Annotated in this window: 14 protein-coding genes; 1 reads left to right on the top strand and 13 read right to left on the bottom strand. The window is 44.4% G+C overall.

The window, feature by feature from the left end:
* Positions 1-5 precede the first annotated feature (5 nt).
* The 10 genes from DMB82_RS20670 to DMB82_RS02230 all read right to left on the bottom strand — a co-directional run bounded on the left by DMB82_RS20670 (position 6) and on the right by DMB82_RS02230 (position 7890).
* Positions 6-140: a hypothetical protein gene (locus DMB82_RS20670; protein ID WP_267132203.1), complete on the bottom strand. Its 135-nt coding sequence runs from the start codon at positions 138-140 to the stop codon at positions 6-8.
* A gap of 9 nt (positions 141-149) precedes the next feature.
* Positions 150-1025: a hypothetical protein gene (locus DMB82_RS02270; protein ID WP_116164834.1), complete on the bottom strand. Its 876-nt coding sequence runs from the start codon at positions 1023-1025 to the stop codon at positions 150-152.
* Positions 1026-1148: 123 nt separating this feature from the next.
* Positions 1149-1427, bottom strand: coding sequence for a hypothetical protein (locus DMB82_RS02265; RefSeq protein WP_116164836.1), 279 nt, complete (start codon positions 1425-1427; stop codon positions 1149-1151).
* An 18-nt stretch (positions 1428-1445) separates the two neighbouring features.
* Positions 1446-2141: a DUF2786 domain-containing protein gene (locus DMB82_RS02260; RefSeq protein WP_116164838.1), complete on the bottom strand. Its 696-nt coding sequence runs from the start codon at positions 2139-2141 to the stop codon at positions 1446-1448.
* A 38-nt stretch (positions 2142-2179) separates the two neighbouring features.
* Entirely contained in the window at positions 2180-2479 is a 300-nt protein-coding gene (locus DMB82_RS02255) for a hypothetical protein (protein WP_116164839.1), read from the bottom strand.
* Positions 2476-3312, bottom strand: a complete 837-nt coding sequence (locus DMB82_RS02250; RefSeq protein ID WP_116164841.1) for a hypothetical protein — start codon at positions 3310-3312, stop codon at positions 2476-2478. The genes DMB82_RS02255 and DMB82_RS02250 overlap by 4 nt, the downstream gene beginning before the upstream one ends.
* A gap of 96 nt (positions 3313-3408) precedes the next feature.
* Entirely contained in the window at positions 3409-3858 is a 450-nt protein-coding gene (locus DMB82_RS02245; RefSeq protein WP_116164843.1) for a plasmid protein, read from the bottom strand.
* Positions 3859-3925: 67 nt separating this feature from the next.
* On the bottom strand, positions 3926-5125 hold the full coding sequence (locus tag DMB82_RS02240) for a conjugal transfer protein TraF (RefSeq protein ID WP_116164845.1): 1200 nt from the start codon (positions 5123-5125) through the stop codon (positions 3926-3928).
* A 122-nt stretch (positions 5126-5247) separates the two neighbouring features.
* Positions 5248-6033: a hypothetical protein gene (locus DMB82_RS02235; protein WP_116164847.1), complete on the bottom strand. Its 786-nt coding sequence runs from the start codon at positions 6031-6033 to the stop codon at positions 5248-5250.
* Between the two features lie 729 nt (positions 6034-6762).
* Positions 6763-7890 (bottom strand): site-specific integrase, encoded by a 1128-nt coding sequence (locus tag DMB82_RS02230; protein WP_116164849.1) that lies wholly within the window; start codon positions 7888-7890, stop codon positions 6763-6765.
* Between the two features lie 107 nt (positions 7891-7997).
* Here DMB82_RS02230 and DMB82_RS02225 point away from each other — a divergent pair, with 107 nt between their 5' ends.
* On the top strand, positions 7998-8429 hold the full coding sequence (locus DMB82_RS02225) for a phage tail protein (protein ID WP_203448541.1): 432 nt from the start codon (positions 7998-8000) through the stop codon (positions 8427-8429).
* Between the two features lie 548 nt (positions 8430-8977).
* Here DMB82_RS02225 and DMB82_RS02220 read toward each other — a convergent pair.
* The 3 genes from DMB82_RS02220 to pilV all read right to left on the bottom strand — a co-directional run bounded on the left by DMB82_RS02220 (position 8978) and on the right by pilV (position 11588).
* Entirely contained in the window at positions 8978-9400 is a 423-nt protein-coding gene (locus DMB82_RS02220; RefSeq protein WP_211027735.1) for a phage tail protein, read from the bottom strand.
* 71 nt (positions 9401-9471) lie between these two features.
* Positions 9472-9903: a phage tail protein gene (locus DMB82_RS02215; RefSeq protein ID WP_203448541.1), complete on the bottom strand. Its 432-nt coding sequence runs from the start codon at positions 9901-9903 to the stop codon at positions 9472-9474.
* A gap of 71 nt (positions 9904-9974) precedes the next feature.
* Positions 9975-11588 (bottom strand): shufflon system plasmid conjugative transfer pilus tip adhesin PilV, encoded by a 1614-nt coding sequence (gene pilV / locus DMB82_RS02210; RefSeq protein WP_228400034.1) that lies wholly within the window; start codon positions 11586-11588, stop codon positions 9975-9977.
* Positions 11589-11592: the final 4 nt, after the last annotated feature.

The following is an 11592-nucleotide window of genomic DNA, read 5'->3' as shown; positions in this document are numbered from 1 at the left end:
GTCGACTAAAGGTGAGATAATCCCTGATCAACAACTCGAGTTTGTGAATTCGACTCAGGTGTAACATGAATGCTGGTATTGACGGATGCGTGTGCCATTCCTGCCAAAGCAAGCATCAGCGCCATTGCTTTCACTTTCATAACGGTTCCTTACTGCAATGTGAGAATTTGAGACTTCCCATTAACCAAAAAACGCGCCTGATTTCCGTCAATGCTGGCTAACGTCCAGCCATTAACCGATTCGCCAGGCGTTAGCATTTGTATATCTGACCAGCGATTGCTTGCTGAATGAGGGATGATGACGGCATATTGCTGCCCTCCCCGATGCTCAATACTGGTTAATGCAAAAGGGGCGGGAACGGGTTTAATTACCCGTTGAGGCTTTTTTGCAGGGGGAGCCTTCTGCTTCTGCGGCGCTAACTTTTCAAACCTGTTTTGCCAGTCAGAGGCTAAAGAGGAAATACGCTTATCCTGTGCATCTGCTGTTCCCTGCAGATCATTAATACGCTGTTCAAGGTGTGCTAGCCGTTCAGGAATGGCTGATTGCCCTTCTACACTTTTTATGTATTGATTCAGTTTCGTATCCAGGGTGCTAGCCCGATCATTCTGAGACTGACGCAATGCGTCGAGCTCCTGCACAGATACAAATTCGCTCCTCAGAGAGCCAATTTTACTTTTCAAATCTTGTATCTCTGCCGGCAATTGCTGAAGCTGGCCACGCCGAAATGCGGCATCCAGCGAGTCCAACTGGACACTCTGCTGTTGAACGATCAGGAAAAGCACGACAGAAAGACCTAGCGGAACAAAAAATAAAACGGCAAGCAGGCTTTTAAAGAGCCAGGAGTGCCGCGAATTTTCCTTATCCGCAGATTCTTCTTTATTGAAGAGTCCCATGCGCCGCGCGGCGACGCCTGCAGAGGAAGTCTTGGCGTAATGTGCGTTGACCTCTTCAGCAAACGGATCATCTCCTTGAGCTTCAGATAGGGGGGGAAGTATGGTGTCTGTAACGGAGGACTCAGTTGTCATGCCTCAAATCCTTGCCTTTGGTTAACGGTTTTCGCCATTACTTTGCAAAAACCGAGAACCAGAGACGACAAACAACTGAATATTGGGGATGAGAAATTTAGCGTTTATGAAAGAAGCACTCATCTATTCTAAAGCATTCTTCTGGCGTTCAATAGCCTGGCACTTCTGACCAATATCTTCGGCTTGGCTGGTTAATAACGGTTCTTTCTCTAGAATTTTTTCAAACTCAGTTTTAGCACAAGGATATTCTTTAATAACCCTCGCAATATCCTCTGATGTTGCCATTGATGTTTTCATATTTATGATAGACCATATAATAGAGAATAATACAAAAAGAGAAATAAAAAACAAACACAGCGAGGCAATTAGTTTAATTATTTCCCAAATGAGTTTTTTAGTCATATATTCCATCCCTGCTAATCAATATTCAATACCTATTATTGATTTCCCCCCGACCGCCTGATGCAGTCGAGCTTCTTTACCCGAGTGATAACCGGCACGATATGCACCATCATCGCCACGGCAGCTTTTCGCTTCTCGGCTTTTAAGTTCGCTAAACCCCTCGGAGATCTGTTTGTAATACAGTGACATTAATTGTTGCTCATCTGGTTCAACAGCAAACCGGCTAATGGCATTCCGAGCACCGCTCACCCAGCCTGCACAAAATTGATCTGCTCGATTGGTTTTAGTAGTGCGCTTAATACGCTTATTTTGTGAGGCAATAAACTCGCTACGGGCTTTAACTAGCTGGACACTCAATACATCGAACCCATATGCAGCAATCTGTGGTCGTTCTGTCGGACCGTAGAATGCAACAGAACGTCGATGGTTCCGCGTCCAGGTGTAATAACAATGCACACCAAATGCATAACACAGCATATTGGCCAAACTGACCACGTATTCTGGGAGTTTGTTCGCATCAGACGGACAATGCTCGCTCTGAAATTCCTTAATCGACTTCAGATCGATGTCCAACTCGCTCAGGCCAAATTTATGCATTAGATTCTGAGCCTGGCTAATAGCATTAGCAGCCTCATGCTCATTCGTGCTGCGTTTTGCTAAATGGAGGAGTTTTTGAATTTTTTCTATGTATTTCTCTTTTTCTTCATCATTCATTTTTATTACTCAACACTAGTTATAGTGATAACTAATTTTTAATTGGACTTTTTTCGCATGAAAAAAGCCATAGTAATGGCCAGCACACCAAGCCAGAACGAGCAGTTAACAAATAATTCAACAATGGAATCCAAACCTTTTATTAAATCAGAGGCATTCTCGTGATGATTAAGAAACAAAGGCATGACAAAAGAAAACGCAATGATCACCACGCCAAGGTAAAATGTATTTTGCTCAAAAAACCTCCCTAACCTGATATGAAAACGCCTCCCCCCACCGCTTTTAATCCATAAGTAAATAGCAACAGTAATAATACTAAGTAGTATGATACCTATCATTCACTTCTCTCCTGCATCTCTGTATGTGAATAGTTACACTTTGATTTAATTAGCTGGTGATAATAACGCTTCGTCCGATATCGACTGGCTATTAAATGCAGGTAAGCAGAGCGGATGTCGGGAAAATTCAGTGCAATTAATTCGTCAGCACATGATTCATCAGTAACATTAATGGTCAGGCAGCATTGTTTGTCTTCAGAGTTTATCAATAGCTCCTTATATTCTGCTATTCGCCTGACCCCAAAACCGAGCTCATCTTCAAAATAAATCCTCACGCAAACATTACCAATACTGAATCTAACTCTGCCATCATCATCCTTTTCCATCACTTGTGAAAATGCAGGTATCCCTCTCAATACGAATGGCATTTGATAACGAGATGGTGAGTGTCTTAAGGAAACTCTTCCCAGATGACATCTTTTTTCATCCCATTTCGGGTGACAAACTAATCCACAATCTTCTATAAAAGCGAACAATGCCGAACGACAAAAATATTTATACGGTGGATTATTAATAATCATGTCTAAATCAGGCATCGCGTCAGGGTTCTTGTGCCACCATACGATCATTGAGTATATGTATGGTGAAACCTTGCCCTCATCAACCATGCCACCCCACGACTCAATACATGCGATTTCGTACTCTAAACGAATTTTTTTTAATTCAGCCTGTGCTGTATACATAAGCTGCTTTATGGGGACAAGGCGCTCGTCCTTTTCTTTATTCAATTTAACAGACTGCGCATCAAAATCAGCGACATAAGAATTAAAAATTACTGTAACTGAATCTAATCGATGCTTCACTTCATCAATAGACTCCCTCTTAACCTCCATATTTCACCTCATTTTTATTTAATTAGATAATACAAGTCGAGTAGAGTAATTAATGAAAAAAATAAATATCGCTGAACAGATACATATCGAGTTAATTCAGTCATTATGTTTTTTCATTGCAATGACAAACGGTACATCAGGTGTGCCGAGAGAATTTGAATGTTCTATAACAAAACCAATTTCGTGGACTTTATCACAATCGCTATAGCCGAGTTTATACTCCTCATCCTCTGGCAAAACCTCAAATACTGAGCGCGCAAGTCCCTCTTGTTCAGCATTCATCGCACAGTAACACTGATTCTCATGGGCAACTAAAGAACCACTGGAGTGGCGCAGAAAAACTATGTCAGAGCCAAATTGACCAACGCCCTCACGCACCTGGACACAATATCCAACATGCATATCATCTCCCTGAAAATTGGGACCGGTCACAACGAATTGGCCTTGTTCCAATTTACTGGAAGGCCTAATCATTCGTTGAAAGCTGTTAAGTATAATAATGCGAGCCAGAGCGTGTTCTTTTGTCATTTCAGCGATGTCGCTCATCAATTACTCTCCCCAATCTGCTATCGATAGATAAGAGGCTATTTGCAAATAGCCCCCTTATTCAGCATCAGAATGTAAACGTCAGTTGCGCAACAGCACCATACGTTCTGTCTGTTCCCGCCATGCCGGTGATATCCAGATGTACGACATCAAACGGAGACAAACCAATGCCAGCAGTAAAATAGGAGTTATCGCTGTCATGAATATCAGTACGATACCCTGCGCGCAGTTGCGCCCATTTCCAGGCATTCAGTTCGCCACCTACACTGACAAACTGGCTGTCTTTATCAGAGTTAAAACGACTGGCAGGAGTCAGATCGACATCGAGAGCAGTAGTAAAGAAACCGTTGCTGTATGCGGTTCCCAGCGTTGCCTGAGGCTTGATTTTGAACGTGTCTTTGACGCCGTTGACTTCTTTCGTCTCGATGCTGCGTGCAACCAGATTCTGGCCAACCAACCCAACAATCCAGTTATCATTCAAGTTGGTTGAAAAACCGACATCTACGTTGGCGCCCGTTTTATCGTTACGATAATCGCTGCTGCGAAAATCCGAACTGTCGTATTTATTAATCGCAACGTTGTAATTGAATGTATAGACGCGCTGTATTTTCGGTGTAATACCTGCGGAGAAGCCGAATCCTCCGATGTTGAATTCACGTGCCATTGCAACACCAACATCTGCAACGACAGCGGCACGGCCATTAGCGGATGACGTTAATGAACTCAGGTCAGAGCCGTTGACTGTACCGTTTGACACCCCATCAAGCCACTGGAGATCGCTATCTGTTACGTTGGTTTTGACCGTTGCCGTTCCCCACGCCTGAGCAACGACGGCAAATGGCAGAACGCTATTGGGAACAGCAGCAACCGTTGATGCACCGGCATGCGCCTTAGCATGGCTTCCAGAAAAGTCTTGTAATGATCCACGCAGCTTTGACGCAGCTAAACTTGCATCTCCGCCGGCACTAACGATACGCTCAAATGATTTCCAATCATTGTCGATACGGTCGACCCCATCCTGCAGATTATCCGGATCGGAAACCTGAGCGCCGACTGCTGGCAAAATCAGGCTAAAGTCATCTGACTTATCGAATTTCGTCAGCAGCGCGGGGTTTACAAGAGCAGCTGCGCTGTAGTGCGAGGAAGCAACACCTGTTCCGCCCATAGCATCACCGCGAGCTTCAGTCCATGTACCGGCTGCATTAGCTGAAGTAGCAACCACGATGCCCGCAATAATAAAACTGCGTGTAATTAATGAGTGTTTCATTCTTTATTCCTATATGGAGGTTAAATATTTATGATATTCCCTGGTACTGGCACAACATTCATTTATGATTTTTTGACAAATAAATCCCCTGGTGCTGGTGCATCATTAATAATAAAAAAAATTTAACCTGCTAAAAAATCTTGATAGCTCTTATATTCACGATTGTAATTATCAACAACCATAATGGGAAACACTGAACCATCAGTTAACGACTCAACTTGTTTCTGTGAATAAGCCAGATACCTGACATCTTTCGATTTCGGAAGATCCCATTCTCTCAATATACGATAAACCTTAATGATTGGGATATTAATTACCCCATGAACATTTTTCCACTCCCGAGTAAAAGCTAAAGTAACATTGCAGTCACCTATTGCACGAAAGAATACCAACTCAGCGGTTTCACTCAGAACGTTATAATCCAGAGGTTCCTGATCAAAAAAATGGCAATATTCCATTGGATACATTTTCTCACAAAACAACCACTGCACGTCGATTTCAAACCATGATGCCAATTGATGCAATACTTGAGTGTTTAGCAAGTCCAGTGTTCGTTCTGCGCTGGATAATGCCCCCTGACTAATACCAAATGGTGCAAGCAATTGCGCCTGTTGCAATACATTTACCCGATGAGCATCCATCAACAAACAAAAACGTTCATAGACCCCCATCATTTTGTCAGCTGTTGATGCTCTAGCTTCAGAAAGTACACCTTCCAAGATAATGCCGTAGAGCGTAGACTTGGAAACACCGATACGCTCGGCATGCATGTCAAGGAACGCCCTGCTTTCTGGCTTGATTCTTACTGAAAACTGGCTATTACCACCATCATATTTTCCATCACTTTCAGGGAATACCATGTTCCCTGAACGCAATAGTGCAATTAATGCCGTATATGTAGGATTCATTCACTACGACTCCACATAAAAAATTATTTCAATGTAATTAGGTAACTCGCTTTAATGTACAACCGAGGTTAAACAACATAATTAATCGTGTACAACAAAATAAATCGATCGGTTCGATCGAATGTATCGATCACATTAAAGTAATGTAATTATTCAATCCACGATAAATTAACCATCCCAGCTAAAAATTTATCTCGCCATAACGACAATCATTACCCCTCGATGAGGAATCGTTACCAATCTCCATTCTTGTAGAAATGTCTGACATATGATCCCTACCCGTTCCAGTCTCGATAACACTACATTGGATACCCGGTAACGACGGCCACATCCAGATAAGACATTCTCAGCTAACTGCACCTGAGAGGCCCTCATCAAATGAGAGCGAAAAACGACCGATTCTCTTTTATTCTGAAGAGCTGTATCTAAGGTAGAGACGAATGCAGTATTAAATTTTTTCAACTGATTTTTATTGAGACGCCCGATTCTAGAAAACAGTGAGATATGAATTACTGCATAGTTCCTTTCCCTATGTTTCATGTATGAAACAGAAAAACCTTTGAATGGCACAAGCAGGCATATGAAAAAGTAAATGGGGCAATACAGAGCAATCGTTCCGACAAAAAAAAATACAGAAATCATAAGTGGCCACATGGGAGGATTAATACCCAAATCATGCAAACGGCCTAAAGAAATGGCGATATTTAACTCAATATCGCCTCTTCAGATTTAGAGGGGGCTGATCAGTATCCGTTCACTCATATTGACAGATATATGTCCAGGTGGAGGGAGTCTTTCGCCATTCTTTGCAGCTATCGCTTGAAATCTGAGTAATTCAACAGATGCCACTCTTAACGCATCATCATATGTTGGTGCTGTAACCACCAAATCATCAAAATCAGAAAATGTCATTGTTACCTTACCACCATCATGAACCTCGATATCCGCTGGGTAAGGTATGAAAATCGAAATTAATTTCTGCGCTTGCTTTTTACGCGCATCGAGCTTACCGACCAGATGAGTCGCTCTGAGATGGGTATATCGCTTCAGCATATTCATTGATTTATGCCCTGAGATTGCTGCAATTTCCATAACGTTCAACGTGTCCAGTTCAAAAAATCGGCTGATAGCTTCATGTCTAAGATCGTGAAAATGGAGATCTTCAATAGACATCGTCTGCAATGCAATACGCCACGCACTTTTAAAACCGCTTGAAGTGTAGGAAAAAACACTCCCACATTCGTGCCGGACAAGCTCACTAATCTCCTTCAGCACCTGGCGCGCCTTTGAAGACAACGGTACATCACGTGCAGAACCGTTTTTAGTTAATGGTAGGTGAGCGATACCGAGTCGAAGATCTATATGCTCCCAACGTAATGACAATATCTCGCCCTGCCTCATTGCTGTTTCAACAGCCAAACGAAAAATTGCCAATAGCTCAGGATTTTTACTCTTTAGATAACGCGTTATTTTCCGCTCTTCCTGAGAAGTTAACCTACGCGTCCTACCCGAAGAAACCGTTGGTTTTCTTACATTCTCAACGGGATTAGTTGTACATGTTCCCCATTCAACTTTGGCCAAATTATACAATGCAGAGAGCAACGCCATTTCAAGACGAACGGTGTTGCCGCTGATAGTTTTTTTTGTTCTAGGGTTAATCTGGGCCAACCTATCATCCCTGTAGCTAGCAATATCAACTGATGAGACCTCATCCATGTACCTACCAGCAAGTGATGACCTTTTGATAACATTTATTCGATAAAACTCCTGTAATTGACCTCTCTTATGACGTGACACGGTAGTAAAGTATTTATCCAACGCCTTACTTAGTAGTATTTTTTTTATACGTTTCTTCATCAAATGTCCGTCCCTAAATTTAAAGGGGAAGACAATACAGTAGTTTGCCAGTTTGCCAATCCGGTGCGTGGAAATCACCCTCATCTATCCAGCCTGGCACCATCACGATGTGGGGAACGCCAGTGCCTCCAGAGGGCTGGATGGAGCTCAACGGCCAGCTATTTAATCCCAGTGGAAATCCCATTCTGGCCAGCCTGTATCCTTCCGGCCAGGTACCGGATTTTCGCGGGTACTTTCCTCGAGGCTGGGATAATGGAGCGGGGATTGATCCCGACAGCCGAGCAATTCTTAGCATTCAGGGAGATGCGATACAAAATATTACGGGGAAGTTTCCCTCAATGACGTGGTCTAGAGGACTTGCAAGTGACGAGTTTTTTGTCGGTGCATTTAAGAATGATCGTTTTATTGGCCCCGGTGACCGAGGCACTGACGAAACAACTACATTCCAAGCTAGCTTTGATGCATCGCTAGTAGTCCCTACTGCCGAGGAAAATCGACCTAAAAATATCTCAGTGATGTTTATCATTAAGGCAGGCTAAGCACTCATTGAGCGCTTTGCCAATCCGGTGCGTGGTCCGGTGATGAAAAATCTCAGGGTGCATTGTGTGGTTTTGCATCTGATGATCACTTGTCTGGGAATATCAATATCTATCTTTGCCAGGGACACAACCCCTCAATTTCATGTCCAAATGACTATGTGAAATCGAGGATTTTTCAAGCTGACTCAAACTACTTGTACTCATGTGTAATCACTCAAAATTTATCGGGCGGATGAGTTATGAGCAGCTAATAATGTAACTGCATTTCCCACTGATATCAGTACGATTAGTGCCAGCGTGAAAATTATACTCATCGAAATAACCGCACGTAACAATCCGATTTAAGCCAGCTATAGCTACAGATCCAGCGTAATACTCAGGCTTCCAACCGTGTGGATTTTCACTATTGCTGACACTCCATTGACATTGTTTTTCGCTAAATCCATCAGGTATAGGAATCTGTTGCCCATGTGTTATAGATCCAGTTAGCACAGCGCTTCCTGATGACTTTTTCCACGCACCGGATTGGCAAAGCGCTCAATGAGTGCTTAGCCTGCCTTAATGATAAACATCACTGAGATATTTTTAGGTCGATTTTCGTCTGCTGTAGGGACAGTACTAGAGGCGTCAATTTGTACTATTGAATGGCTCCATGCTTGAGGAGATCCAGACACGGAGGAGCCACTTCTCGATTTGTGAGAAAACACGCCTGTTGGCGAATATCCGTTATAGTCAAACGTTTGAAATGAACCTGTAATGTTTCGAATCGCGTCATTTTGTACGGTTAAAATAGCGCGTGAACCATTTGAGTCTACGCCAGATCCATTATCCCAGCCGCGAGGAAAATACCCGCGAAAATCCGGTACCTGGCCGGAAGGATACAGGCTGGCCAGTACGGGATTTCCACTGGGATTAAATAGCTGGCCGTTGAGCTCCAGCCAGCCCTCTGGAGGCACTGGCGTTCCCCACATCGTGATGGTGCCAGGCTGGATAGATGAGGGTGATTTCCACGCACCGGATTGGCAAAGCGCTCAATGAGTGCTTAGCCTGCCTTAATGATAAACATCACTGAGATATTTTTAGGTCGATTTTCCTCGGCAGTAGGGACTACTAGCGATGCATCAAAGCTAGCTTGGAATGTAGTTGTTTCGTCAGTGCCTCGGTCACCGGGGCCAATAAAACGATCATTCTTAAATGCACCGACAAAAAACTCGTCACTTGCAAGTCCTCTAGACCACGTCATTGAGGGAAACTTCCCCGTAATATTTTGTATCGCATCTCCCTGAATGCTAAGAATTGCTCGGCTGTCGGGATCAATCCCCGCTCCATTATCCCAGCCTCGAGGAAAGTACCCGCGAAAATCCGGTACCTGGCCGGAAGGATACAGGCTGGCCAGAATGGGATTTCCACTGGGATTAAATAGCTGGCCGTTGAGCTCCATCCAGCCCTCTGGAGGCACTGGCGTTCCCCACATCGTGATGGTGCCAGGCTGGATAGATGAGGGTGATTTCCACGCACCGGATTGGCAAAGCGTTCAATGGGTGCTTAACCAGCTTTAATAATAAACATTACCGCGATATTTTTAGGTCGATTTTCATCAGCGGTAGGTACTAAGCGGGATGCATCAATTTGAATTTTTGAATGACTCCAGTCTTGAGGTGTTCCGCCTATTTGAGCTCTACCTGTTTTTTCAACGCGACCGAATACACCACTAGCTTCATACCCGAAATAATCTATTGTTTGGAATTCGCCAGTCAGATTTCTAATGGCATCCTCCTGATAACTAAGCATAGCCCGTTCACCTGGGTCAATCCCCGCCCCATTATCCCAGCCTCGAGGAAAGTACCCGCGAAAATCCGGTACCTGGCCGGAAGGATACAGGCTGGCCAGAATGGGATTTCCACTGGGATTAAATAGCTGGCCGTTGAGCTCCATCCAGCCCTCTGGAGGCACTGGCGTTCCCCACATCGTGATGGTGCCAGGCTGGATAGATGAGGGTGATTTCCACGCACCGGATTGGCAAGTAAGTATCGCGCCAGTGCTGTCATGGCCTATCAGGCCAGTTGTATCACTGATAGATGTCAGCCCCAGCGTCACCGCATCACAGGAATCGCCAGAAACAACAACGGTCTTTTGGTACAAAAATTGGTCAGCAACAACCAGCTTACCAGCACTGACATCATCGGCAGCACTAACGCTTTTTTCTGAAGTAATGTCGCCTTCGACATTCAAGCCAGCGTTCTTCAGCTCGACTTTCTGTTTATCGTTATTCCATTTCAGCCAGGCTTGAATATCGTTCCCATTACGCCAGCCAAAAAAACCATTACTCTCCAATGCCACAAATCTTGCAGCATTCACTTCATTCGCGTTGACCTGCTCAGCATTGTTCAAATTGTTCGAGTTCATATCGATAGCGGTGTTCATCTGGTTATATTCCGGATGAGCATCACTACTGAAGCGATAAAGGCGATCGCTTTCTTTATCCAGACCGCCGATCAGGCCGCCATTGATGGCCACTGCAATATGTCCATGTTCTGCAGTTAACCCAAACGGGGTGACGGGAAGGGACCAGGATAATTCTGCCCCATATGCCGTATTCGCCTGTCCCCCCAACTCAGTCAGGCTTGGATCACTGATAAAACCGCCCATCCCATCGATGAGCTGAGCGACTCGGCGAATTCCACCTTCGTCCAACGCGTCTCCCCCCGTGGTGACCATCAACGCTTCAAGTGCCGGCTTTGTTGAACCATTCACCGTCCGCGCTCTCACCCCGAAACGATAGGTTTGCCTGTCCATCGTTGTTGTGCCCATACCTTCATCCAGATATCCCGCATCAATCAACGTCTGGGCAGTGAACGGCTGCGGCAATGGTGTGGATACCCCCGCCGTACAGGTGGAAGGAGCCAACTGACATAAATAGGCATCATGTTTATCAGACACATACTTTCCAGCAGCCTGGGATACTTTACTGGCATGACGAGCAACGGTCTGGTAATGCAGCTCTGTCACATAATTGCTGATCACTTGCGTGACCAGACCAATCAACGCAATAAAAACCATCACACCGATGATTGAATCTTTGATTAAGCTGCCGCGTGCGGGTTGACGTCGGATAAAGCGGCGCAATAGGCCTTGTAATGACTTAATTATCGAAAACATAAGG

Origin of the sequence: Pectobacterium aquaticum (assembly GCF_003382565.3) — a bacterium.
Taxonomy (GTDB): domain Bacteria; phylum Pseudomonadota; class Gammaproteobacteria; order Enterobacterales; family Enterobacteriaceae; genus Pectobacterium; species Pectobacterium aquaticum.
Note: the sequence above shows the minus strand (reverse complement) of the source record. Positions and strands in the feature narration are given on the sequence as shown.

Coding starts and splice junctions, on each gene's coding strand:
- DMB82_RS20670 (WP_267132203.1), bottom strand. CDS start 140: ATGAAAGTGAAAGCAATGGCGCTGATGCTTGCTTTGGCAGGAATGGCA.
- DMB82_RS02270 (WP_116164834.1), bottom strand. CDS start 1,025: ATGACAACTGAGTCCTCCGTTACAGACACCATACTTCCCCCCCTATCT.
- DMB82_RS02265 (WP_116164836.1), bottom strand. CDS start 1,427: ATGACTAAAAAACTCATTTGGGAAATAATTAAACTAATTGCCTCGCTG.
- DMB82_RS02260 (WP_116164838.1), bottom strand. CDS start 2,141: ATGAATGATGAAGAAAAAGAGAAATACATAGAAAAAATTCAAAAACTC.
- DMB82_RS02255 (WP_116164839.1), bottom strand. CDS start 2,479: ATGATAGGTATCATACTACTTAGTATTATTACTGTTGCTATTTACTTA.
- DMB82_RS02250 (WP_116164841.1), bottom strand. CDS start 3,312: ATGGAGGTTAAGAGGGAGTCTATTGATGAAGTGAAGCATCGATTAGAT.
- DMB82_RS02245 (WP_116164843.1), bottom strand. CDS start 3,858: ATGAGCGACATCGCTGAAATGACAAAAGAACACGCTCTGGCTCGCATT.
- DMB82_RS02240 (WP_116164845.1), bottom strand. CDS start 5,125: ATGAAACACTCATTAATTACACGCAGTTTTATTATTGCGGGCATCGTG.
- DMB82_RS02235 (WP_116164847.1), bottom strand. CDS start 6,033: ATGAATCCTACATATACGGCATTAATTGCACTATTGCGTTCAGGGAAC.
- DMB82_RS02230 (WP_116164849.1), bottom strand. CDS start 7,890: ATGAAGAAACGTATAAAAAAAATACTACTAAGTAAGGCGTTGGATAAA.
- DMB82_RS02225 (WP_203448541.1), top strand. CDS start 7,998: ATGTGGGGAACGCCAGTGCCTCCAGAGGGCTGGATGGAGCTCAACGGC.
- DMB82_RS02220 (WP_211027735.1), bottom strand. CDS start 9,400: ATGTGGGGAACGCCAGTGCCTCCAGAGGGCTGGCTGGAGCTCAACGGC.
- DMB82_RS02215 (WP_203448541.1), bottom strand. CDS start 9,903: ATGTGGGGAACGCCAGTGCCTCCAGAGGGCTGGATGGAGCTCAACGGC.
- pilV (WP_228400034.1), bottom strand. CDS start 11,588: ATGTTTTCGATAATTAAGTCATTACAAGGCCTATTGCGCCGCTTTATC.